This is a genomic window from Ignavibacterium sp. (assembly GCA_032027145.1).
Lineage (GTDB): Bacteria > Bacteroidota > Ignavibacteria > Ignavibacteriales > Ignavibacteriaceae > IGN3.
In genome coordinates, this window is the sequence record JAVSMP010000001.1 from 2,924,714 (window position 1) to 2,949,500 (window position 24,787).

Annotated in this window: 24 protein-coding genes and 1 tRNA gene; 5 read left to right on the forward strand and 20 right to left on the reverse strand. The window is 32.5% G+C overall.

Annotated elements, in window-relative coordinates:
- Positions 1–210: 210 nt before the first annotated feature.
- From ROY99_12305 to hpnC, 4 genes are read right to left on the reverse strand one after another with little or no spacing between them, the layout of a single operon-like run.
- A complete protein-coding gene (locus tag ROY99_12305; GenBank protein MDT3697158.1) occupies positions 211–705 on the reverse strand; it encodes a cupin domain-containing protein in 495 nt (164 codons plus the stop codon).
- 5 nt (positions 706–710) lie between these two features.
- Positions 711–1,997 carry a hydroxysqualene dehydroxylase HpnE gene (gene hpnE / locus ROY99_12310; protein MDT3697159.1) on the reverse strand — a complete coding sequence of 429 codons (1,287 nt, stop codon included), beginning with the start codon at positions 1,995–1,997 and terminating at the stop codon, positions 711–713.
- Positions 1,998–2,840 carry a presqualene diphosphate synthase HpnD gene (hpnD, locus tag ROY99_12315; protein MDT3697160.1) on the reverse strand — a complete coding sequence of 281 codons (843 nt, stop codon included), beginning with the start codon at positions 2,838–2,840 and terminating at the stop codon, positions 1,998–2,000.
- On the reverse strand, positions 2,833–3,681 hold the full coding sequence (hpnC, locus tag ROY99_12320) for a squalene synthase HpnC (GenBank protein ID MDT3697161.1): 849 nt from the start codon (positions 3,679–3,681) through the stop codon (positions 2,833–2,835). Before hpnC ends, hpnD begins: the two co-directional genes overlap by 8 nt.
- A gap of 226 nt (positions 3,682–3,907) precedes the next feature.
- Between hpnC and ROY99_12325 the strand changes: the two genes are divergently transcribed.
- The gene (locus ROY99_12325) at positions 3,908–4,315 is read left to right on the forward strand and encodes an STAS domain-containing protein (GenBank protein ID MDT3697162.1); all 408 of its coding nucleotides are present in this window, start codon (positions 3,908–3,910) and stop codon (positions 4,313–4,315) included.
- A gap of 118 nt (positions 4,316–4,433) precedes the next feature.
- Here ROY99_12325 and ROY99_12330 read toward each other — a convergent pair whose 3' ends face one another.
- The 3 genes from ROY99_12330 to ROY99_12340 form a co-directional block, all read right to left on the reverse strand.
- Positions 4,434–5,225, reverse strand: coding sequence for an SDR family oxidoreductase (locus ROY99_12330; GenBank protein ID MDT3697163.1), 792 nt, complete (start codon positions 5,223–5,225; stop codon positions 4,434–4,436).
- Between the two features lie 70 nt (positions 5,226–5,295).
- Positions 5,296–6,492 (reverse strand): acetate kinase, encoded by a 1,197-nt coding sequence (locus ROY99_12335; protein MDT3697164.1) that lies wholly within the window; start codon positions 6,490–6,492, stop codon positions 5,296–5,298.
- A 23-nt stretch (positions 6,493–6,515) separates the two neighbouring features.
- On the reverse strand, positions 6,516–7,454 hold the full coding sequence (locus tag ROY99_12340; protein MDT3697165.1) for a 3-hydroxyacyl-CoA dehydrogenase NAD-binding domain-containing protein: 939 nt from the start codon (positions 7,452–7,454) through the stop codon (positions 6,516–6,518).
- Between the two features lie 576 nt (positions 7,455–8,030).
- Between ROY99_12340 and ROY99_12345 the strand changes: the two genes are divergently transcribed.
- Positions 8,031–10,622: a RecQ family ATP-dependent DNA helicase gene (locus ROY99_12345; GenBank protein MDT3697166.1), complete on the forward strand. Its 2,592-nt coding sequence runs from the start codon at positions 8,031–8,033 to the stop codon at positions 10,620–10,622.
- On the opposite strand, the gene ROY99_12350 is transcribed toward ROY99_12345, so the two are convergent.
- The 10 genes from ROY99_12350 to ndhC all read right to left on the reverse strand — a co-directional run bounded on the left by ROY99_12350 (position 10,558) and on the right by ndhC (position 19,232).
- Entirely contained in the window at positions 10,558–10,923 is a 366-nt protein-coding gene (locus ROY99_12350) for a DUF4296 domain-containing protein (protein ID MDT3697167.1), read from the reverse strand. The genes ROY99_12345 and ROY99_12350 overlap by 65 nt on opposite strands.
- Positions 10,920–11,738, reverse strand: a complete 819-nt coding sequence (locus ROY99_12355; GenBank protein MDT3697168.1) for a rhomboid family intramembrane serine protease — start codon at positions 11,736–11,738, stop codon at positions 10,920–10,922. The genes ROY99_12350 and ROY99_12355 overlap by 4 nt, the downstream gene beginning before the upstream one ends.
- Before the next feature lie 121 nt (positions 11,739–11,859).
- Complete coding sequence (locus tag ROY99_12360) at positions 11,860–13,059, reverse strand: phosphoglycerate kinase (GenBank protein ID MDT3697169.1); 1,200 nt, start codon at positions 13,057–13,059, stop codon at positions 11,860–11,862.
- Between the two features lie 64 nt (positions 13,060–13,123).
- On the reverse strand, positions 13,124–14,113 hold the full coding sequence (gene gap, locus ROY99_12365; protein MDT3697170.1) for a type I glyceraldehyde-3-phosphate dehydrogenase: 990 nt from the start codon (positions 14,111–14,113) through the stop codon (positions 13,124–13,126).
- A 683-nt stretch (positions 14,114–14,796) separates the two neighbouring features.
- A complete protein-coding gene (gene nuoF / locus ROY99_12370) occupies positions 14,797–16,119 on the reverse strand; it encodes an NADH-quinone oxidoreductase subunit NuoF (protein MDT3697171.1) in 1,323 nt (440 codons plus the stop codon).
- 9 nt (positions 16,120–16,128) lie between these two features.
- On the reverse strand, positions 16,129–16,602 hold the full coding sequence (locus ROY99_12375) for an NAD(P)H-dependent oxidoreductase subunit E (GenBank protein ID MDT3697172.1): 474 nt from the start codon (positions 16,600–16,602) through the stop codon (positions 16,129–16,131).
- A gap of 2 nt (positions 16,603–16,604) precedes the next feature.
- A complete protein-coding gene (gene nuoD, locus ROY99_12380) occupies positions 16,605–17,855 on the reverse strand; it encodes an NADH dehydrogenase (quinone) subunit D (GenBank protein ID MDT3697173.1) in 1,251 nt (416 codons plus the stop codon).
- Positions 17,856–17,860: 5 nt separating this feature from the next.
- Entirely contained in the window at positions 17,861–18,349 is a 489-nt protein-coding gene (locus ROY99_12385) for an NADH-quinone oxidoreductase subunit C (GenBank protein MDT3697174.1), read from the reverse strand.
- Positions 18,350–18,351: 2 nt separating this feature from the next.
- Entirely contained in the window at positions 18,352–18,873 is a 522-nt protein-coding gene (nuoB, locus tag ROY99_12390) for an NADH-quinone oxidoreductase subunit NuoB (GenBank protein ID MDT3697175.1), read from the reverse strand.
- Positions 18,864–19,232, reverse strand: a complete 369-nt coding sequence (gene ndhC, locus ROY99_12395) for an NADH-quinone oxidoreductase subunit A (protein ID MDT3697176.1) — start codon at positions 19,230–19,232, stop codon at positions 18,864–18,866. The genes nuoB and ndhC overlap by 10 nt, the downstream gene beginning before the upstream one ends.
- A 180-nt stretch (positions 19,233–19,412) precedes the next feature.
- On the opposite strand from ndhC, the gene ROY99_12400 reads away from it, so the two are divergent.
- The 3 genes from ROY99_12400 to mdh all read left to right on the forward strand — a co-directional run bounded on the left by ROY99_12400 (position 19,413) and on the right by mdh (position 22,976).
- Entirely contained in the window at positions 19,413–21,350 is a 1,938-nt protein-coding gene (locus ROY99_12400; protein MDT3697177.1) for a hypothetical protein, read from the forward strand.
- Positions 21,351–21,399: 49 nt separating this feature from the next.
- Positions 21,400–21,810 carry an ATP-binding protein gene (locus ROY99_12405; GenBank protein MDT3697178.1) on the forward strand — a complete coding sequence of 137 codons (411 nt, stop codon included), beginning with the start codon at positions 21,400–21,402 and terminating at the stop codon, positions 21,808–21,810.
- 200 nt (positions 21,811–22,010) lie between these two features.
- Positions 22,011–22,976: a malate dehydrogenase gene (gene mdh / locus ROY99_12410; protein MDT3697179.1), complete on the forward strand. Its 966-nt coding sequence runs from the start codon at positions 22,011–22,013 to the stop codon at positions 22,974–22,976.
- A gap of 109 nt (positions 22,977–23,085) precedes the next feature.
- On the opposite strand, the gene ROY99_12415 is transcribed toward mdh, so the two are convergent.
- From ROY99_12415 to tgt, 3 genes are all read right to left on the reverse strand, one after another.
- A tRNA-Leu gene (locus ROY99_12415) sits at positions 23,086–23,169 on the reverse strand.
- A gap of 137 nt (positions 23,170–23,306) precedes the next feature.
- Complete coding sequence (gene yajC, locus ROY99_12420; GenBank protein ID MDT3697180.1) at positions 23,307–23,615, reverse strand: preprotein translocase subunit YajC; 309 nt, start codon at positions 23,613–23,615, stop codon at positions 23,307–23,309.
- A gap of 18 nt (positions 23,616–23,633) precedes the next feature.
- The gene (gene tgt, locus ROY99_12425) at positions 23,634–24,767 is read right to left on the reverse strand and encodes a tRNA guanosine(34) transglycosylase Tgt (protein MDT3697181.1); all 1,134 of its coding nucleotides are present in this window, start codon (positions 24,765–24,767) and stop codon (positions 23,634–23,636) included.
- Positions 24,768–24,787 lie beyond the last annotated feature (20 nt).

The window sequence follows — 24,787 nt, forward strand, 5'->3', positions numbered from 1 at the left end:
TTTGTTTAATACGAATTTCCTGCTAAAGTGAAACAAAATAATCGTAAATATATTCTCGATAAGATTCCTCTTTTTTATGTGGCAAAAATTAGAGAAAATGGACTATAAATTCAATATTCTGTTTATTCCAAATTTTCTGCTCGAACCAACTTATTTAATTTATTTAAATAAAATAAGGTAAATTTTTAGTATTTAAGCAGATATTAAATATCAAGTAAATTTTTTAATCAAACGGGAAAAAGAAGGATATTTTTCAACCAATCGATTACTATCAGCAAGTTCAAAATCCTTAAAATCAAAACCCGGGGCAACTGTGCAGCCGATTAATGCATAACTACGCTTGTTCATCAATTCAGCAGCAAACCAATTGTTTTTATTAATAACAATCTGAAAAGATTCCCCTTTTGTCAAATTACCGCCTAATAAGTATTCAGTTAGTTTTCCTTTCTGATCAATAACATAAATTTTAACAGTGGAGCCATCATAAAAGTGCCATTGCTCATCGGATTTTAATTTATGAAACTTTGATATCTGCTTGCCTTCCAATAAAAAGTAAATTGAGGTTGAGATGTTTCTCTTTAATGCTTTAGGAATTGACTCAACATAATGCATTTCTGCAGCGCGGTAGATTTCTCTGTAATATCCACCTTCGGGATGTTTTTTAAGTTGTAGTTTTTGAATATAATATTTTGCTTTTTCGTTCATAGTTTTTATTTAATTTTTTCTAAAACTTTTTCTGCTGCAACCCTGCCGCTTTTAACTGCACTCTCAATAGTTGCCGGTAATCCAGTATTAGTCCAGTCTCCTGCTAAAAACAGATTTCTTATATTAGTCTCAGCTTCCGGTCTTAACTTATTAGCTTTATTACTTGGGATAAAAGTAGCTTTTTTTTCTTTAATAATCTTGTATTTCTTTACAGCACCATTACCTAATGGGAAAAATCTTTTCAGTTCACTAATCACTAATTCCATAATTTCACTTTGATCTTTTTCAACAAGATAATCAGCATCACTGATAACAATATTGAAATGCTCGTCCTTTAGAAAAATCCAATGTAAAGGTGAATCAAGAAATCCGTAAAATTTTTCTTTAAGGTTTAGTCCTTCTATCCATAGATGTATATTAAGAATCGAAGAGTATTCAAATTGAGTATTTAAGTTCAGATTATTAAGATCAATAATTCTTGCTAGTGCATATAATGGTATTGCAGAAATTAAATAATCATAATTATTTAACTTCACATCTCCAATTATAACCGAAACAGCAGCGTCTTCTTCAATTACTATTCTATTGACTTTGTTTGACAAAAGGATTTCGCCTTCGTTTTTAACAATAAAACTATTCAGAGGATCAATTAAACTTTTACTTAATCCAAATTTTTGAAGAATGATTGTTGAAGCGAAATTTCCGCGAAAAAAAATCCGGGTAATAATTTCATAAAACAATAATGCTGAAGTTTTGTTAATGCTTGAATTCAAAGCACCTATACCAATTATTTCCCAAAAATGTTTTATAAGGTTCTCAGTCTGATCAGATTCAATAAGCCATTGTTTAACAGTTATGCTGCTAAGTTTATTTTTATTTTGAAAAGGTAGTGTCAGCAGGAATTTTATTAATTGACGTTTATCCTGATTATTAAATATTTTGAAATTCAATACAGCCGAAAGCAGACTGAACGGGTAAAACCACTTGTCAGCATTTAGATAAATATTACCAGATTCTTCATGTAAAAATCCTATTTTCAGATTTTTTTGAAAAATAAAATTATTTTCTGCTTCAATAAGATTAATCAAATCAATTGTATCATTAAAGCAACCCATCATTATATGCTGTCCATTATCAAGGGTTGTCTGAGTTTCCTGATCATAAAAAGAATAAGCTCTGCCGCCAAGTTTTGGTGATGATTCTAATAGTGTAACTTTAATTTTATTTGATGCAAGGTAAGAAGCAGCAGTAAGTCCGGAAATTCCGCCGCCGATGATAAGACACTTTTTCATTTAATACACTAAGTTATACTTTGCCCAGACTCCCAAGGCAATCCCGACTTTCTCAATTTTATTTACTTTAATTTCGTTATTATAAACATCAAAATCTTTATCTATAATTTTTCCTAGAATTTTATAATAAATATGCTGCATTGCGCGAGCAGCAAACATTGTTTTTTTGTCTTCAAGATTAAGATGAGATGTAGCCGAATCAAAGTACATTTTTGCTCTTGAAGATTCATAAATCATCAACTCGCGGAAGTTATTATTGTAATTGAGCGAAAACAAATCTGATTCCGGATAGTTAAACTTTATCAAATCTTCCTGTGGAAGATAAATTCTGCCATTCTCAGCATCTTTACCGATATCGCGCAGTATATTAGTTAATTGTAATGCGATCCCAAGGTCAATAGCAAACTGCTTTGTTGAAGAATGTTTATATCCAAATATTTCGATACAAATAAGCCCGACTGTTGAAGCAACACGATAGCAATAAAGCTGAAGATCATCAAATGATTTATACCGGTCTTTTTGAAGATCCATCTCCATACCTTTAATCAATTCAAAGAATGGATACAAAGGAATATTAAACTTTGAAATTGTTGTACCAAGTTTATTTAGTAAAGCATACTCTGAGTGCCCGGAAAAACTTTTTTCAAACTCAATTCTCCATTTTCTAAGTTTCTCATATTTTAAATCAGTTGGGTCAAGGTTTTCATCAACAATATCGTCAGTTTTTCTGCAAAATGCGTAAACAGTGTTCATAGCTTCGCGCTTTTCTTCGGGGAGAAGATTAAAAGCGTAATAAAAGCTACTTCTGCTCTTTTTAGATATTTCTTTAGCTGAATCAGCCATTAAACAAAGACTTAATTAGTAATTTAAAAAAATCAAGCTTATTCAAAACAGGACGATAATTGAGAACATTAAAATCTCTTTTTCTAATCTTTGATAAAATTTTTTCACCGCCTGATATAGTCCACTTTATTTCATATTTAAATCTGCCGGAAATATATTTAATTATATCACGACCTTCATCAAACAACTGTTGAGTTCTATCAATATTATATTTTACCAACGCTTTAATATTAGGATTATTTTCTTTCAACTCAAACATCTTTTCGGAAACAAAAAATAATTCCATTTCATCCTGTGGATAATATATCCGCCCTTTTTTATAATCAATCCCGGTATCCTGATAAAAATTAGTAAGCTGCAAAGCAGTGCAGATTTTATCCGAACATTTAACTGCATTATCATCGCGTATCTTAAATATTTCCAAAAGTACCCTGCCAACAGGATTTGCAGATCGTTTACAATAATCCGCAACTTCAGCAAAGTTTTTATATCGAAATTTTGTTACATCCTGCTTAAATGCAGATATCAGATCGATAAAATAATTAGATGATAAATTATTCTTTTTTATTATCGTAGAAAGCAAATTAAAATTAAAGTCATCAGATTCATTTTCTAAAGATTTAATAAATTCTTTTTCAAATTGTTCTAATTTTTCAAGTCTTTCGTTAGAGTTACACATCCCTTCATCAGCAATATCATCTGCAGTTCTTGCGAACCAATAAACAATTGCAATATCTTTACGATAATCTTTTGGGATCAGAAAAGATGCAACTGGAAAATTTTCATAATGGTCCTTTGTTGCTGTTAAAAAATCATTAGTATTATTAGATGATTTATACATTAAACCAAATGGTTAAAATTATTCAGCAAAAATATTTTCAAAATGAAATTGAGTAATTGGTTTCATATCAAAATGAGTCAATATTTAATATTTATATGCAAAATTTAATAAAAATTGAAATAACAAGTATGGAACAAATTTTGTCTATTTCGGCACAGTGCATGCTTAAACTATTTCAAATAACAGGGGATAAAAATCAAATTTTTTAGTAAGGAGAGCTAAAGTTATGAGGGCGATCTCAGAGGATTTTGAAAGACTTCATATTAACGATATCGTCATCCAGGTTGTTAATTTAAGTCGTGCTACCTATAAAGAAGCAAATGTATTAAAGAAAAATCTTGATGAATTAATTTCTGTTAATAAACAGCAAAAAATTATTGTTGACATAAGCAGATGTGAGTTCATTGATTCCACTTTTTTAGGCGTTTTAGTTTTAGCTTTGAAATCAAGCGCAAAAATTAATGGTGATATCCGGATTGTAAAACCAGATGAAGTAGCTAAAGCATTGATGGAAAAAGCCGGTACTATGAATGTATTTAATTTGTATAACACTTTAGATGAAGCAATAAAAAGTTTCGAGATAAGAGGCGATCAAAATTATTATCTCGCACAAGGATCTCCAATATTAGCTTAATATATTGGAATCAGTTTTTAGGGAAGCATAGGTTCATTGTTCATTGGTTAGTGGAAAAAGCCTCTCAATATTGAGAGGTTTTTTCTTTTTTATACTATTGTTACTCTATCAAAATTTATTAAAACAATGATTTAGTCAATCCCCCATCAATCGGGATTGTGGTGCCTGTAATATAACTTGCTTTCTGTGAAGCTAGAAATACTACCATTGCAGCAATTTCATCAGGACTGCCTAATCGATTCATTGGAACATCTTTAACCATATCAACCAATACTTCTTCGTGCGATTTGCCTGAAGCCTTTCCACGATTAACGGCTAATTCATAAATTCTGTTTGTCAGAGTGTAACCAGGTGCAATATTATTAACTGTAATGTTCATGCTGCCAACTTCATTACTTAGAGATTTTGCAAAACCTGTTACACCAGAACGAAATGAATTTGAAAGCATAAGATTGCTAACCGGTTGTTTAACAGAAATAGATGTGATATTTATAATTCTGCCCCATTCATGTTCTATCATTCTGGGTAAAACTAAGTTTGAAAACCTGATAACACTTAGTAATACCTGCTTATATGCATTCTCCCAGTCTTCTTCTGATAAATCTCTAAAAAATCCAGGGATTGGACCGCCGCAATTATTAACTAAGATATCAACAGTACCAAACTGATTTAGAACTGCACTAAAAAAATTATCAATATCTTTTTGCTGGCTTATGTCACATATACCCCAAAACGGTTCTATTCCATATTTAAGTTTAATTTCTCGGGTTGTTTCAATAAGTGTGGTTTTTGTACGTGAACAAATTGCAACATTACAGCCTTCCGCAGCAAGACCTTCGGCAATTGCTTTACCAATGCCTTTACTTGAAGCAGTGATCAGTGCAGTTTTACCTTTTATTCCTAATTCCAAAGTTAATCTTAATATTTATTTAAAAAGATTATCTAAAAACATTTTAATACAAAATCTTACATTGATCAATTCAATTCAATTCAGAAACAATTTTTGCAGTATCCATAGCAATAACCAATTCTTCATTAGTTGGAATTCTTAATACTGCAGTTTTAGAATCTGATTTTGAAATAAATTCTTCGCCATTACTATTTTTTGTCTCATCCAATTCAATTCCAAGAAATTCAAGGTCTCTGCAAATTTCTTCTCTAACTTCCTTTGCATTTTCACCAATTCCTCCAGTAAAAACCAAAGCATCTAAACCGCCCATAGCAGCAGCATACGAACCAATGTATTTTTTTATGCGATAGCAAAATATCTCAAAAGCCCATTTTGCTCTTTGCTGATTATCTTTAACCGCAGATAAAATTTCTCGCATATCGCTGCTTTCACCGCTGATACCAATAAGTCCGCTATGTTTGTTAAGCAGTGTATTTGCTTCTCCAATTGTCAAACCTTCTTTACCCATGATAAACAGTATTAAAGAAGGATCCAGATCACCACTGCGCGTTCCCATTAATAATCCTTCAAGTGGTGTAAACCCCATTGATGTATCAATTGATTTTCCATGTTTTACAGCAGCAATACTACAACCATTACCCAAATGAGCTGTAATTATTTTTAACTTACTAATATCTTTATTAAGAAGTTCTGCTGCTTTTTGTGAAACATATAAATGTGATGTTCCGTGAAATCCATATCTTCTAATCTTATATTTTTTATATAACTCATAAGGTATTCCATATAAATATGATTTTGGAGGCATATGTGCATGAAATGCAGTATCAAAAACGCCGCATTGAGGTGTTTCAGGTAATATCCTCTGACAAGCCTGAATACCTTTAATATTCGGTGGATTATGCAGTGGAGCAAGTTCGATGTTATCTTGCAAAACTTTAACAACTTCATCAGAAATAAAAACCGAACCGGTAAAGGATTCACCGCCATGAACTACACGATGTCCTACTGCTTCAATATCTTTCTTATCATCAATAACACCATGATTTTTACTAAGCATTACACCAAGCACATATTCAACTGCAATCTGATGATCTAAAATTTCTCCGGCAATTTTTATTTTATCGCCATCATATCTTTGATGAGAAAGAACCGCACCAGCCATTCCGATTCTATCAACCAGCCCTTTTGCAAGCGCAACTTTTTTTTCTGTATCAATAAACTGATATTTAATTGAAGAACTGCCGCTATTTAAAACTAAAACTTTCATGATTTTTTTTCCAGAGTTAAAGATTAATTGATTTTGTTACCATGTTCATCGTATTTAAAAATACCTTCGCCGGTTTTTTTGCCTAACCTTCTTTCACGTACAAGTTTGCGAATCATTGGATTTGGTCTATATCTCGGTTCACCTAATGTATTCCAGAGTGTTTCCATCCAGGTTAAAACCTCATCAAGGCCCATTGCATCAGCCATTTCTAAAGGACCATACTGAAAATTATATCCAAGCTTTAATGCAATATCAATATCTTTTGCTGTAGCAATCCCTTCCAATAGCATATGCATAGCTTCGTTAATCAGGGGAACAATTGCACGGGTAGTAATAAAGCCAGGATATTCATAAACTTCAACAGGGGTTTTACCAATTCTTGCAGCAAACTCCTTTGCAGTTGAAACAGTTTCATTTGAAGTGTGAAGGCTTTTAACAAGTTCAACCATTGGAATTTTAGGAACCGGGTTCAAAAAGTGCATACCGATCACTTTAGTTGATCTGGAAGTTGCTTCCGAAATTTTTGTTAGGCTTAAAGTAGAAGTATTTGAAACAAATATTGCTTCAGGGTTTACAATTTTATCAAGATCCTGAAAGACTTTAACTTTCAGGTCAAAATCTTCCTGCACAGCCTCAATAATAATTTCACAATCTTTAACTGTACTATTATCAGTCTCCCACTTGATTCTACTAAAGATAGATTTTTTATCTGATTTTGTCATAGCCCAGCGTTTGATTTCTCTGTCTATTGAATCAGTTAGTTGTGTTTTAGCTGTTTCAAGTCTTTCATTGCTTAATTCGACAACAGTTACTTCTAAACCCATACCGGCAACTGTTTGAGCAATACCCTGCCCCATTATTCCTGCTCCGATAATTGCAACATTATTAATTCTTCCGTCATCTGTATTTGAAGACATAGAAGACCCTAATAAATCTTCTAAACGTAATTTTCCTTCTGCCATAATATTCCCTGTTAAAATACTCTTTAAATAATTGTGATTGATTGAGATTAAATAATTAGCCTGAAGATATTCTATTTTATTCAGCAGAAAGATTCACAAATCATCATCAACTTTAAAAAGTATTGGCTCTTTTTTCATAAAATTCTAATGCTGAACTGATGAGTGGTTTGTGAATATTCTGGAAAAATATTTAACATCCTATTACTTAATTCAATCAATTTTTAATACACAAAATTAGCAATAAAAAAGGGGCTGTCAAAGAATATTGATAATGATTTAATAAAATCAGACGGTTAAAAGATTATTCTAAAAATTAAAAATAAGATAGTATCATTATGACTATTATAGTCGGATTATTATAGAATCTCGTTTTTGATTATATAATTAGTCAGCATCAACAATAAAGACAATCTTTAAGTAGTCAGAAGTAATATTTATAAATATAATTCATATTTCTGAAAATAATTGAGTTAAAGAATTTTAGTATCTTTCAATCAAGTCTGGTAAATATTTACAATCTGCAGAATAAGATTCCACTATTTTTGTTCGTAGATTTTGTTAAGATTATAATAAGAAATGACAGCACAACAGGCATTAAAAAAATATTTTAACTACGATAACTTCAAAGCCGCACAAGAAGAAATTATCAACGAGATAATCTCTGGCAATAATGTAATAGCTATTCTTCCAACCGGAGCTGGTAAATCTTTATGTTATCAGATTCCGGCTATTATCGGTGATGACTACGCAATTGTTATTTCACCATTGATTGCACTAATGAAAGATCAGGTTGATTCATTAAATAAGAGTTTTGAAATTGCAGCTTTTATTAATAGCACTCAAACAGATAAAGAAGTTGAACAGGTTTTACAAAATATAAAATACGGCAAAATCAAAATTGTTTATGTTGCACCTGAAAGGTTAGAAAATCCCGAATTTGCCAACAGACTTAAATCGCTTAATCCAAATTACTTATTTGTTGATGAAGCCCATTGTATCAGTCAATGGGGGCATAATTTCAGACCAAGTTATACTAAGATTAAAGACTTTGCAAAATTTACGGGCATAAAAAAAATCTCTGCTTTTACTGCTACTGCAACTCCTGAAGTTGTAAAAGACATTATCAAACAATTAGAGCTTAAAAATTTAAAATTAATCATTAAGGGATTTAAGAGAGATAATCTTTTTATTAATGCAGAGATAACTAAAAAGAAAAAAGAAAGATGTCTGCTGCTTTGCGGGCAATATAAAGGAACAGCAATTATATATACTTCATCCAGAAAAAAAGCTGAAGAACTAAGTGAATACCTCAAGCTGAATAAACTTAACTGTGAATATTATCATGCTGGTTTAGATCCAATAATAAGAAAAAAAATTCAGGAAGATTTTATTGAAGACCGTCTGCCTGTTATTATTGCAACAAATGCTTTTGGAATGGGTATTGATAAAAAAGATATCAGACTTGTAATTCATTATAACACTCCCGGTACAATCGAAAATTACTATCAGGAAATTGGCAGAGCCGGACGTGATGGAAAGTTTTCTCATACGTTTTTGTTGTTCGATGAAAGTGACCTTTTTATACAGGAATATTTTATAAATAATTCTTATCCCAATAAAGAAACAGTTCAGAAAATATATAATGCAATCGGGGATTATGCACAGGCTGCGGTTGGTTCATTACCATCGGATAATATTAAACTGGATTTATCGTATATAAAACTACATACAAAACAGGATTTAAATCCGGCACTTATTAATTCAGCTATAAATTATTTAACAGAATCTGGTTATTTAAAATCAAATTCAGCTTATAATTATTCAAACAAACTAAAAATAATATTTGATGAAAACAGATTAAGAAAATTCATTAAAAATACTTCAAATGTTTTGTTAAAGGATTTGATTATATCTCTTTTGAAGAATTTTGGACAGGATATTTTTACAAAACTTACTATGATTGATCTTAATCAGTTAAAATCAAGTTCTGGATTAACAGAAGAAGAAATTCATTCTTCACTTGAAACCCTTGAATACCTTGGAATTATTGAATTTTCAAAAAGCAGCACTAAAGAAACCATCTCATTTCTCAAACCAAGAGTTAGATCTTCTGATATTAAACTTAATTTTAAACACATTAATGAACTTTATATCAATGCAAAGCTAAAATTAGATGCGATGAAAAGTTTTGTGTATGATGATGGCTGCAGGTTCAGATTTATTCTTAACTACTTTGGTGAGCAAACTGAAAATTACTACTGCGGTAAATGTGATAATTGTTTACGAACAGGTCAGTTTCAAACTTATTCCGTGGATTATCTTAAAGACAAAATTTTAGAATTGCTCACAATATCAAAGTTACCTTTAAGTGATAAAAATATTTTTAATATACTGCTTGGCACTGCAAAAAAAGATGAATATCAAAAACTACCGCAGTTTGGTTTATTAAAGCCGTATAATAAAGATGATTTGAATTTTGCATTAAAATCACTGTTGAAAGAGAATAAAGCTTCAACTATAAATAAAGGTAAGAACCTGTTGTATTGCACTGTTAACAACTCCCCCGATACAACAAGTAAAATTGATTCAGACAGAAATGAGGAAATAATTGATAATAATATTGAGTTGTTCCATAAACTAAGAGAGGTGCGTGAAAAAACGGCAAAGAAATTCTTACAATCACCAGCAATAATCTGTCCAGACAATGTACTTGCAAAAGTATCACAGCTAAAACCAAAAAGTAAAATTGAATTGCTTACAATTGATGGGTTCAATGAGCGAATGTTCAATAAAATAGGTGAAGAACTGCTTGAAGTGATAAACAATCGGGTATCCATTAAAGAAAACTCAATAGTTTCTGAAGAAATAATTCCGAAAAACATAACAGAAACATTCAGGCTGTTAAAACAAAATTATACTCTTTCAGAAATAGCTCATCTTCGAAGACTTACTGAAGCAGTTATCTCGATGCAGATCGAAACGATAATTTCTTACATTCCTGAAACTGATATCAGTTCAATAATTGATTCAGATAGATTGGAAAAAATAAATGTACTTTATAAAAAAGGATTTAAAGATTTAAAAACCTTAAAAGAAAAACTACCTAAAGATTTTTCTTATCCGGAGATAAGAGTCGCTTTGGCAAAATTTTCTTATCAGGAGTTTTAGGAAGCGGTTCCAATCTTTGAAGATAAACAATCACACTATCGTAAAAATTCTGCCATCTTTCAGGATTCTTGCTGAGAAAATCAACCGACTTTTCATAATCAGATATTGAGATATCAAACTCACCTAAAACTTTCTTTTGAATATCGGCAGTGGAAAGTGTAGTTGAATCCTGCATAATCACCATCTCAGCATAAACTTTGACCAGTTTTTTTTCTTCAATGGGAATGGACTCAGTGCAATTTAGAAGAACAATAATAACAAGTAACGAAAAAAGAATTATTAAATACTTCTTATTTCTCATTTCATTTTCTTACTTGCCTGAAATAAAATTCTCTTTTCTTTTTCTGTAAGATTCTGATATCCGGACTGGCTGATTTTATCAAGAATTTTGTCTATTTCTTCCTGAGTTACTTTATCTTCTTCTTTCTGATCAATCTCATAATAATCAGCCTCTTCAACATCGTGATTAACTGAATTTCGTTTAGTGAAAGGATTATTAAATATATTATTGTTTGATTTTGTTTTGAAGTAATATGATTTTTTAAATACATCTTTAATCGAAACATGACTGTTTTTATCAAAAAGGATATAAAGAAAAGCAAATATAGCTCCGCCAAGATGTGCCAGATGAGCAACACCACTCGAAGCACTATCAACTGAAAGGAATTCAATTACAATCATAAACCCGATAAAATATTTTGCTTTAACAGGTATAAGGAAATATAAGAATATCAGAGTATCAGGGAAGAAAAGTGCAAAAGCGATCATAACCCCATAAATAGCACCTGAAGCACCAATAGTTACTGCTCCCTGACCGCCTAAAAGAGGAGTTACAAACAATTGAAATAATCCAGCGCTGATACCAGCAAGGAGATAAAAAGTGAGGAATTTCTTTGAGCCAAAGATATCCTCGATACTTGCACCAAACATCCAGAGAACAAACATATTAAAAAAGATATGCCAGAACCCGCCGTGCATAAATTGATATGTAATCAACTGCCAAATCTGAAAGTTAAACGGTTTATCAGCAGCATCGTAGCCAGAGATAGGATTTAGTGCAAACCATCTGTTTATAATATACCATCCGGGGACACCATTAAATGAAATATTATCCATAATCAACTGGATAAAAAATACAATACAATTAATGATTAATAAATTTTTAATCACCGGAGGAAAAGAAAAAAAACCTCCAAAACCTCTGGGACGATAATAACTATTCACACTAAACCTTTACTTAATTGACATCATTTAATGCAGCAACACCCGGCAATATTTTACCTTCTAAAAATTCTAACGAAGCTCCGCCGCCGGTTGAAACATGAGAAACTTTATCTTTTAATCCTGCTTTGGTAATTGCAGCTGCACTATCACCGCCGCCAATTATGGTAACTGCTCCTTTGGTTGTAGCTTCAGCTAATGCCTTAGCAATAGCGTTTGTACCTTTAGCAAAATTATCCATTTCAAAAACACCCATCGGTCCGTTCCAAACAATTGTTTTAGCTTTAGCAATTTCTGCTGAGAATAACTTAATGGTTTCAGGTCCAATATCCAATCCCATTTTATCAGCAGGAATTGAATCAACATTTACAACAGTTGATGGCGAATCATTATTAAATTCACTTGCAGCTACTACATCAACCGGTAAAAGAAATTTTACACCTGACTTCTTCACATTTTCTAAAACTTCTTTTGCAAGGTCTATTTTTTCTGCTTCAAGTAAAGATTTACCAATCTCCTTGCCTTCAGCTTTATAAAAAGTAAAAGCCATTCCACCGCCAACAATAAGTGTATCAACCTTACCAAGAAGATTATTAATGACATCAATCTTACCGGAAATTTTTGAACCGCCCAGAATAGCAGCATAAGGCTGTTTTGGATTTCTGATTGCAGTACCTAGGTAATCAAGTTCTTTCTGCATTAAATAACCGGCAGCACATATTTTGATATATTTAGTAACACCCTCTGTTGATGCGTGAGCACGATGCGCACTGCCGAATGCATCATTAATAAAAACATCGCCAAGTTCTGCTAACTGCTTTGCAAATTCAGGATCATTTTTTTCTTCTTCAGGATGAAAGCGGACATTTTCTAAAACCAATACATCACCATTTTGCATTGAATCAACCAAAGCCTTGGTTTCTTTTCCAATGCAATCAGGAGCAAGTTTAACCTCTTTACCTAATAATTCACTTAATCTTTTTGCGGTTGGTTTTAAACTATATTTAGGATTCGGTCCTCCTTTTGGCCGTCCCAAATGACTCATCAGAATTGCTTTACCGCTTTCAGAAATAATTTTTTTTATTGTAGGAAGTGATTCAGAGATTCTAATATCATCGGTGATTTTTAGGTTCTCATCAAGCGGAACATTGAAATCAACACGAACAAGAACCCGTTTTCCTGTAAGTTCAACCTGATCAATTGAAAGTTTTTTCATTTTTATATTTTCTTTATTAGAAAAGGCTATGACAGATTATTACTACTGTCATAGCCGGTATTTGTTAAGAAATCTTTTTAACTAAATCAACAACTCTGCAGGAATATCCGTATTCATTATCGTACCATCCGACAACTTTAACAAGATTTCCATTTGTCATAGTTGAAAGAGAATCAAAAATTACAGAAGCAGTTGTACCGACAATATCAGCAGAAACTATTGGGTCTTCAGTATATTCAAGGATACCTTTAAATGAAGGTACTTCCGAAGCTTTCTTAAAAGCATCATTAACTTGTTCAACAGTAACATTTTTTTTAAGTACAGCAACAAAATCAGTAATAGAACCATCAGGTGTAGGAACTCTTAACGAATTACCGTTTAGTTTGCCTTTTAGTTCGGGGATAATTTTATCTATTGCCTTAGCAGCACCGGTAGTTGTTGGTATAATAGAAACTGCGGCAGCACGAGCTCTTCTTAAATCACTATGAGGTAAATCAAGCAGTCTTTGATCGTTTGTATAAGAGTGAACAGTTGTCATAAAACCATGTTCAATACCAAATGAATCATTTAATACTTTAACCATCGGGGCAAGACAATTTGTTGTGCAGGAAGCATTTGATACGACTTGTTCTTTACCAGTTAAAATATGATCATTAACTCCAAGTACAACCATTGCATCAATTTCACCTTTTGCAGGTACTGTAAGAACAACTTTTTTTGCGCCGGCTTTAATATGATTAAGACAACTTTCTTTATCTCTGAAAACTCCGGTAGATTCGATCACAACATCAACATCTTTCCAGTTTAATTTTGATGGGTCTTTTTCAGCAGTAATTTTAATTCTATCTCCATTAACAATTAATTCATTTCCTTCGACTTTGATTTCTCCATTAAATCTCCGGTGAACAGAATCATATTTTAATAAATGAGCAAGTGTAGCAGCATTCGTCAAATCATTTATACCGACGAAATCAAAACCACCAAGTTCTAATGCTCTTCTAAAAACCAGTCTACCGATTCTGCCAAATCCGTTTATACCTATTTTAATTGACATTTTATAACTCCTTTAAATTAATTTTTTCTTTAAAATAAACTCAAACAAAATTACCTAAACGGCTTTTGATTAGCAATCAAAAACACTTTGATATGTGAGCGTTTTAACACAATTTTTTATGCAATGATTAAAAAATCCAACTTGAATTTTCTTATTAAGTTATAACACTTTTATAATTAAGAGACTTCTGAATAATTATTGTTATTGTCATTTCTAAATAGTGTCGTAATTAAGATAGTGTAATTCTGAAACACTCCACCAGTGATTGACATAAAGATATTATCCACTCTTTAACTCTAATATAATTTCTAAAATTTATCAGTCTTTCTCTACATCTTATTTTCATCAAATTATTTATTATCTAAGTAAATGGTGAAGAATGAAAAATACAACTCAGTTTTTCTATTTCTCTTTTTTCCATTTCAACATTTTTACAAATTACCTGAACAAAACAATTTATCTCACTGAAAATATCCATCAATTCCTGAGTCAATTCCTGAGTCAATTCCTTTATCGGTTCAGGTAACCTTTGTTGGTTGAAACATATTCTAAAAATAAATTATAGAAATTTGATAAACGCCGGAATTTTTTTTGAATCCCAAAAAATTAGGCTTCAAAAATAACTTGGGTTTAAAACAAAAAATCCTCTCAAACATTGAGAGGATTTTATTTAATTCAATATGTTAATGCTTTATATCCGCAAGCGGATAAGCAGTATGTCTCATTGAATGAACTTTGTTGGCAACTGCAAGATCAACTTCTTTATTTACTCTTGCTTCAAAATAATCTCTGAATCTTGTAATCATAAATCTTACTGGCCAGGCTGCAGCTTCACCCAAAGCACAAATCGTATTTCCTTCAATCTGACTTGCAACTGTAACAAGTAAATCAAGATCTGATATCGAACCTTTACCATCAACCATTCTTTGTTGAATTCTGTCAAGCCAGCCTGTTCCTTCGCGGCAAGGTGTACATTGTCCGCAGCTTTCGTGATGATAAAATTTAGAAATTCGTGAAAGTACTTTTACGAGATCTGTATCTTCATCCATTACCATTACTCCGCCAGTGCCGATAGCAGAGCCCGCAGCTTTAAGCGACTCAGCATCCATCTTTACGCCTTCAATTTGATCGCCTCTTAATGGCGGCATAGATGAACCACCGGGAATAACACAAAGAATTTTTTTATTTCCAGGAACTCCGCCGGCATAATTGTAAATTATATCAGTTAATAAAGTACCTGAAGGTAATTCATAAACACCAGGCTTATTAACGTGACCGCTAACTCCATAAAGAATTGTACCCGGATGTTTTGGTTCTCCAATTTTTGAAAACCACTCCCAGCCTTTATTGATAATTGGTGGAACATTTGTTATAGTCTCAACATTATTAATTGTTGTAGGGCAGCCCCATAAACCATTTTGTGCGGGAAACGGCGGTTTTACTCTGGGATATCCTCTCTTTCCTTCAATAGATTCCATTAATGCGGATTCCTCACCACAGATATAAGCGCCGGCACCTTTATGAATATAAATATTACATAAGAATTCAGTACTGAATTTTTCTTTCATTGCTTCACCCACAAAGCCTGCAGCATAAGCATCATCAAGAGCTTTTTGAAGCAGCTTAATCCATTTATGATATTCTCCACGGATATAAATGTAAGCCGTTTTTGCACCAATTGCGTAACAGGTAATTAAAATACCTTCTATCAACTGATGAGGATTATATTCAAAAATCTGTCTGTCTTTAAAAGAGCCTGGTTCAGATTCATCGCCATTAACACAAAGATATTTAGGCTTACTGGTTGTCTTGGGCATGAAGCTCCATTTTAATCCTGCAGAAAAAGCTGCACCGCCTCTGCCTCGCAAACCGGATTTTTTAACCTGTTCAATAATATCATCAGTAGATTGTGAAAAAGCTTTTTGGGCAGCAGTGTATCCGCCATTCTGAACGTAAACACTAAGCAAGTGGATATCTTTTATATCGGGTAAAACTATTTTTTCCATTTAATAAAACTACTTTAAGGAATTGATGAGTTCTTCTACTTTATCTTTAGTAAGATTTTCAAAATAATCTTCATTAACAGCAAGCATTGGCGCAGTACCGCAGCTTCCCATACATTCAACTTCTTCAAGGGAGAATTTCTGGTCAGCGGTTACACCCATATGACCGACACCTAATTTATCTTTAACCTGGTTCCAAATTTCATAACCGCCGCGCAGCATACAGGAAACATTTGTACAGACTTGAATATGATATTTGCCCATCGGTTTTTGATGATACATTGTGTAAAATGTAACAACTCCTAAAACATCGTGCGGATGCATCTCTAAAATTCCAGCAACTTCATTTATAACCTCATTAGAGATATATCCATTTTGTTCCTGAGCGAGATATAATGCGAACATAACTGCAGGTCTTTTTACGGGATATTTGTTTATTTCCTGTTCAATTTTTTGAAAATTTTCGGGTGTAAATTTAAATTCCATAATTATTTATCAGCCTCTCCCATTATTGGATCAATACTGCCAATTATTGCAACAACATCTGAAATCATACGACCTTTAACCAGGTGGGGTAAGGATTGAATATGTATAAACGAGGGAGAACGGATTTTGCACTTCCAAGGATTACCTTTACCATCACTGACAAGATAAAAACCCAACTCGCCTTTTGAAGCTTCGATTGCATGATATATTTCTCCTACAGGTGGATTTATTCCAAAATTGATAATCATAAAATCAAGAATCAATTCTTCCATTTTAGTATATACTTCATCTTTTTTAGGTAACACTCTTTTAGGAAGGTTTGCTTTTATTTCTCCTTCAGGCATTAGTTGCAAACACTGTCTTACAATTTTTGCACTTTCTCTAATCTCATCAGTTCGGACAAAATAACGAGCTAAACAATCACCTTCTGTAAAAGTCGGAATTTTAAAATCAATTTTATCATATTGCAGGTATGGAACAGCTCTTCTCAGGTCAAATTCAACGCCAGTAGCACGCAGGTTAGGACCAGTATAACCATAACTTAATGCATCTTCTTTTGATATAACCCCAACTCCATCCAGTCTTTCAATAAAAATTCTGTTTGTATTTAACAGTTTTTCACACTCAATTAAATTGTTATCAATTCCTTCAAGAAACTTTTTAATTAATACAATAGCTTCGGGTTGTACATCATTAGCAACACCGCCGATTCTTGTATAGCTATTTGTAAATCTGGCACCACAAACAATATCCCAGATATCCATTATCTTTTCACGCTCGCGAAAAGTCCACAGAAAAACAGTAAGTGCACCAACATCCATTGCAAACGAGCCGATAGCAACAAGATGCGAAGCTATTCTTGCCAGCTCAGCAATAATCATCCGGATATATTGTGCACGGAGCGGAACTTCAACGCCAGCTAATTTTTCAACTGCCATTACCCAGGCAACATTATTTGCAGTTGGAGATATATAATCAAGTCTATCAGTATGCGGAATAAATTCATGATAACTCATATTCTCAGCCATTTTTTCATAACCGCGATGCAGATAACCAACATCAGGGACACAACCAATTACTGTTTCGCCGTCAAGCTTTAACAATAATCTTAAAACCCCATGAGTTGCCGGGTGCTGAGGTCCCATATTAAGAACCATTTCGTTTTCTAGAGCATCATCTATTGTTATATCAGAGTCTTCCAGAAGTTTCTGAATAATCTTTGGTTGAATCTCGTCTTTAGTAAGTCTATCCATAAATTTTATTTTTTTGGTAGTGATAATGATCCGGGGATTCCCATCAAGGGAAATTCTTTTCTTAAGGGATAATATTCAAAATCCTCTGGCATATAAATTCTACGCATATCAGGGTGATTATTAAATTTAATGCCATACATATCATAGCATTCTCTTTCCTGCCAGTTTGAAGTTCTCCAGACTGATGAAACACTATCAATATTACAATCATTTTCTTCCACATCACATTTTAACACGAGCCTGAAATTGTGCTTAAGTGTAAAAATATGATAAACAACTGTAAATCTTTTTTTTCTTTTCGCCCAGTCAACCGCTGTTATATCTTCACATAATAGAAATTCAAGTTCAGAATCTTCTTTAAGAAGTTTACATACGGGATGAATAAATTTTTTATCCAGTTTGATGTTGAATTCATTTATATATTCTGAGAATTCAAAACCAGCATCAGGAAAATGCTCATTAAGTTTTTGAATAATTATTTCTTTTAATTCCATAATCAGTTATTCTGAATTACATTTAAGTCAAGTCGTTTAACATTCTGAAAATCTCTTGCTCTGGTATTGCCGATTTTATTTTGTATATGAATCAGAGCATTTAACAGATTATCTGGTCTTGGCGGGCATCCGGCTACATATACATCAACAGGTAAAAACTGATCAATGCCCTGAACAACCGAATACGAACGGTACATCCCACCAGTAGAAGTACAAGCACCCATTGCAATAACCCATTTCGGATCAGGCATTTGATCATAAATTTTCCTGACAACGTGAGACATTTTGTAAGTTACTGTTCCAGCTACAATCATAAGATCGCATTGTCTTGGTGAAAACCGCATAACTTCAGAACCAAATCTTGCAATATCATATCTGGGATCAGCTGCTGCCATCATTTCAATAGCACAGCAGGAAATACCCATTGGCATCGGATACACAGAATTTTTTCTTGCCCAATTAATTATTGCTTCAAGCTGAGTTACAAAAAATCCATCTCCACTTAATTTTGCTTCTAATCCCATTTAAAACCACCTTTTTTGTAAACATATAAATATCCAAGCTCAAGAACAATTAAAAAAACTATCATTGCATAGAAGACAGAAATGCCTAATGTTCCATATAATTTTTTGAATTGAACAGCCCAGGGATATACAAAGATCACTTCGAGATCAAAAATAATGAACAACATACCAACAAGGTAATATTTTATTGAAACCCTCTCTTTTGTTGTTCCAACAGGTTTCATTCCGCTTTCGTAAGTTGAACTTTTTTCTTTGTTAGGTCTTTGAGGTCCAAAAATTACTGAGGTCATTACTGTTACAATTGCAAATACTGCCCCGATTGCAAGCACTATAAATATAGGTATGTAATATTCAATCATAATTAACATCTAAAAATTGTTGCGAAATTTATTCAAAAAATGCAAGATTGTCAATTTAAACCGATGGATAATAATTTATTTTGAATCAATTATAAAATAAAGATGATTAGAGGCAAATGGTAAATGATTTTTTTTAATCATATAATTGCAAAAAGATTTTATAATTAACTAATTATTTTCTTGAAAAAAGTAAATCAGAAAAAAAACAAAATTCAGGCGGCTGTCATTAAGATATTTCTGATTTTATTTTTTTTATCATCCGAATTATTATCACAGACGCGTGTTGATAGTCTTGAATACCTTGGAAGATTTTTTAACCAGAATCTTCTAAACAGTATTTTTGATAAACAACTGAATACCTTTCACTTAGTTAATCAGCTGCAGCTCGTTAAAGATTATAATGATTTGATAATTAGATTGAATGAGAATTTCAACTCTACTTTTATCCGAAGCGATTCAAAAAATACACGTGATGAGCAAACGTTTAACTTAACTGCAAAATATAAAATTAATAAAAATATTTTTTTAGGGATTAACGCCAATAGCTCACTTCTTTCGGACAATCGTTCTCTTGGAATAAATGAGTCTGCTGTTAACAGTGCATCCTTTTTCAGCGACTGGGAAGTAATGCCATATCTTCGGTTAAATCCATTCGGCGGATACTCATCAAACAGACAAATTGGAATTACTGATAATGGATTTTTGTATGGACTAGAAGGATTGTTAAATAACCTTTCTTTCTCTGACCTGTTAATTAACTCTTATTTCAGATATAAAAATGAAGATGTGCTGCCTAGAAGAAATCTGATAAGATATTTTGCTCTATCGGTAAATAATTCTTTTGAAAAAGGTATTGCAAATAATATAAGGACTTATTATTCACAGACCCGAAAAGATTTTTATTTTAACGCTGATCCGATCACTTCATCAGAATTTAATATCAGCAAAAATATTCAAAGCCGTACAGAAACATCATATCAGCTTTTTGACCGTTTATCTTACGATGAATTTTTGGATCTCTTTTCACTTGATCTTGTCGGCGGTATCAATTGGAGAAGCATAGATCGTGATATAAAATATAAAACTGCAGAGCTTCAAACGAATTCTTTATATGACACAAAAATTGATGAAATAAAACTTGAGTTCGCCGCTATTGCCAGATATAATTCAAGAATTTTTAATGGTTCTATAAGATTGAATATAGATGAACGGGATGAGAAGCATTCAGTTAAAAGATTTGAAAGTATATCGGAACAATTATTTGAGCAGAAAACAGAATTAGAAGAGCAGAAAAACAATAACTCTAACAGAGTTACTATTGCTTTAAATGGTGACCTGAAAATATCACAGGAAGATTTTTTAACCTTTTCTCTTTATCAAAGTAAGCTTGTTTATGATACTAAAAGCATCTTAAATGATGATGACAGAGATGAGCTTCTTTCAATAATCAGGCTGCGATATCTGAGAAATCTTAACTCATATTTTAGTGTATTTATCAACACTGAATATACTTCATCTCATACAGTGTATATCTTCGCCAGTCGTAGTTCCAACAATAAAAAAAACCGGATTTTAAGATTACGAACGGGCGGAGATTATATCGGGAAAAATTTCAGTTCGTTTAACAGTTTTGAAGTCTCCGCAAATTATACAGTTTATGATTTTGAAGACATAACGTCTAATTATCAGAGTTATTCATTCAGACAGTTTACTGCTATTGATTCAACAACAATCGATCTAACTGAAAAGCTAAAACTTTTTACTTTTGCTTATCTTAAACTTTCGGAAGTCGGTGATTTTAGCTGGAATTCATTTTCAACCAAACCAACCAGAATATTAAAAGAAATTTATTTTGAACCGCGTTTTATCCTCAATTATTTACGCTCCAACTTTTCGATTGGATTAAGATTATTTATTTTGGACACATACTCATATAAGATTGCTGAAAAACAATTAGAATCTGAATATTTAAGTATTGGACCAATTGCAGCAATTGACATTTATGTCTGGAATAGAATTAATCTGATTATAAAAGGTTATTATGAGTTTATTACCAATACTAATGTACCTGATAAAGAACAGGCAAGTTTAATTATGCAGGTAAATTGGAAATTTTAGTGTAAACAAATATATTCACGATAAATAAATAAAATACTTTTTAATCAACTTGACTGAACCAAAATATTATTTAGAGATTGAAAGTACTCCAAACAACTTGATTACAGTTGAAGAGTTTGTTAACTACTTTTCTGTTGAATTAGGTTTAGATCAGGAGAAGATTAACGGTTTGCTCTTATCCGTTACAGAAGCCACTACAAATGCAATTATCCATGGTAATAAAAACAATAAACTAAAATTAGTCCGGATTTCGGTTTTTGTTGAGAACTCGACTTTAACAATAATAATTAAAGATGAAGGAAAGGGCTTTAATCCTTTAATAGTACCCGATCCCACTGATCCTGAAAATCTATTAAAAGATTCCGGACGAGGATTGTATCTGATGCGTGTTTATATGGATGGATTAACATACAATCAAACACCCACAGGCACAGAAACTATTCTTACTCTAAAGATTTGACTCTTCCACTTTTCTTCAAACATTGGATTAGAGAAACAATTTGAAAATTTCTAATTTCATTATTCCTTGATCCAAGTACTCTTTGTTACTTATTCAACAAACCTAATTACTCAACAATCATACAAAGCTCTTTGCATCTGCTTTCCTACTTTTCTATTTTTAATTAAACTTTAAATAAATTTTTACTAGGAGTAATTAAAATGGCACGTAAAAAAATCGCTTTAATCGGAGGCGGACAAATTGGTGGTGTTCTGGCACAGCTTATAGCACTGAGACAGCTTGGTGATGTTGTTATGTTTGATATAGTTGAAGACTTACCACAAGGGAAAACTCTTGATATAGCTGAAGCAGCACGTGTAGATGGTTTTGATGGAAAAGTTACGGGTACGAATGATTATAAAGATATTGAAGGATCTGATCTTGTTATAATTACTGCCGGTTTACCTCGCAAACCCGGGATGAGCCGTGATGATTTGCTTGTAACTAATGCAAAGATAATGCAAATAGTTGCAGAGAATGTAAAAAAGTTTGCTCCCAATTCTACTGTCATAATCATTTCAAATCCGCTTGATGCAATGGTAACTTTATTTAAGAAAATTACCGGCTTTCCTGAAAACAGGGTTATGGGTCAGGCTGGAGTTTTAGATTCATCACGTTTTTCTACTTTTATCGCATGGGAACTTGGAGTTTCTGTTAAAGATGTTAATGCAATGGTTCTTGGCGGTCATGGTGATACAATGGTTCCGATTATCAGATATGCAAATGTAAATGGTATTCCTGTTATGGAATTGTTAGAGAAGAAGTATAATGATAAAGCAAAAGCTGCCGAAGTTATGAAAGCAATGGTTGAAAGAACTAAAGCTGCCGGCGGTGAAGTTGTTAAATTATTAAAAACAGGTTCTGCTTTTTACTCACCAGCTTCATCTGCAATTGCAATGGCAGAAGCAATTATATATGATGAAAAACGTGTTCTTCCTGTTTGTGCATTATTAAAAGGTGAATTTGGTGTCAACGGCTATTATGTTGGCGTGCCAGCTGTACTTGGTGCAAATGGAGTTGAAAAAGTTGTTGAGTTTGAACTTAATGCAGAAGAGCAAGCTTTACTCGATAACTCAGTAAAAGCAGTTAAAGAACTTGTTGCAGATATGGAAAGATTGGGTTTTTAATTATTGCAACGCCGAAATCATTTTCTGCGAAATAAAACCAAAATAACTGATACACTTTCATTATAAGTTAATATCTTTTTATAGTACTTAATAATAAGTTAAGAATCAGTGCCCGGAACAGGACTTGAACCTGCACTGGCTTGCGTCAACTAGCTCCTGAAGCTAGCGTGTCTACCAATTCCACCATCCGGGCAGTTCCAATTTCGATGAACAATAAGAATTATTTTTTAATTCTGTTTCATTAAATATCAGAATTTTTAATCATTATTTAAAAGAGTATTATTGATTAATTTCACTGATTCAATATTTCCAATAATTACTTTTACTACTTTATTTCTGAATGCTTCCAATTGCAGAGCGCTCTATCTTAACTTTTACATTCGGTGCAATTTCTATTAAAACTGTTTTTTCTTCAATCCCAACTATTGTAGCATGAACACCGCCGCTTGTAATTATCTTATCGCCTTTTTCAATATTTGATAAAAGTTTATCTCTTTCCTTTGCTCTTTTCTGCTGCGGTCTGATAATCATAAAATAAAATATAGCGAAGATAGCACCAAACATAATTACAGTGCTGATTAAACTTCCGCCGCCTCCATCTCCACCTTGCGGCGGAGCCATTGCTAAAAATATATCCAATTTACTCTCCTTTAAATTTTAGTTTTTAATTGATATTTCTTTTACTGTTTTATTCTTCCATTCCATAAAATCACCTTCAATAATATGTCTTCTCGCATCAGTAACAAGCTGCAAATAAAAATACAAATTATGTATTGATGCTAACTCTAACGCAAGTATCTCTTCGGCAATAAATAAGTGTCTTAAATATGCACGGGTATAATTTCTGCAAGTATAACAATTACATTTATTATCCAGCGGATTAAAGTCATCTTTATATTTAGCATTCCGCATCGAAAGAGTTCCGCTCCAGGTAAACACATTTGCATTACGTGCATTTCTTGTAGGCATAACACAATCAAACATATCAATACCAAGTGCAATTGATTCAAGAATATTTTCAGGTCTGCCGACACCCATTAAATATCTTGGTCTTTCATCGGGCATAAAGTCAGTTGTAAAATCTATAAACTCATACATTTGCTCTGTTGGTTCGCCTACTGCTAATCCACCAATTGCATAACTATCAAAATCAAGTTTTAATAAATCACTTACAGATTTTTCTCTCAGGTCTTTATAGATACTTCCCTGAATAATACCAAACTGATATTGTTTATGACCATACATAGGTTTTGAATTAACAAATGCTTCTTTATTTAATACTGCCCAGTTACTTGTAAGTTCAACAGATTTTTTTGCATAATCATAATCGCAGGGATATGGTGCACATTCATCTAAAACCATCATGATATCAGAACCAATGCTGCGCTGAATCTGAATTACTTTTTCAGGTGTAAAAAAATGTTTTGATCCATCCAAATGCGATCTGAATTCAACACCGTCGGATTTTAATTTCCTTAATTCAGCAAGGCTGAAAACCTGATAACCGCCGCTATCAGTTAAGATTGGTTTATGCCAATTCATAAACTTATGAAGCCCTCCGGCAGATTCAAGTATTTCGGTACCTGGTCTTAAATAAAGATGATAAGTATTTGAAAGAACAATTTGTGCTTTTATTTCTTCAGCTAAATAATTTTGATTAACTGCCTTTACAGTTCCCTGCGTGCCAACCGGCATAAAGATAGGAGTTTCAACTTTTCCATGATCAGTTTCAAACCATCCAGCACGCGCATCAGATTCTTTGTCTTTTGAATCAATATTAAGCTTTAACAATAGTAATTTCAAAAAAATTG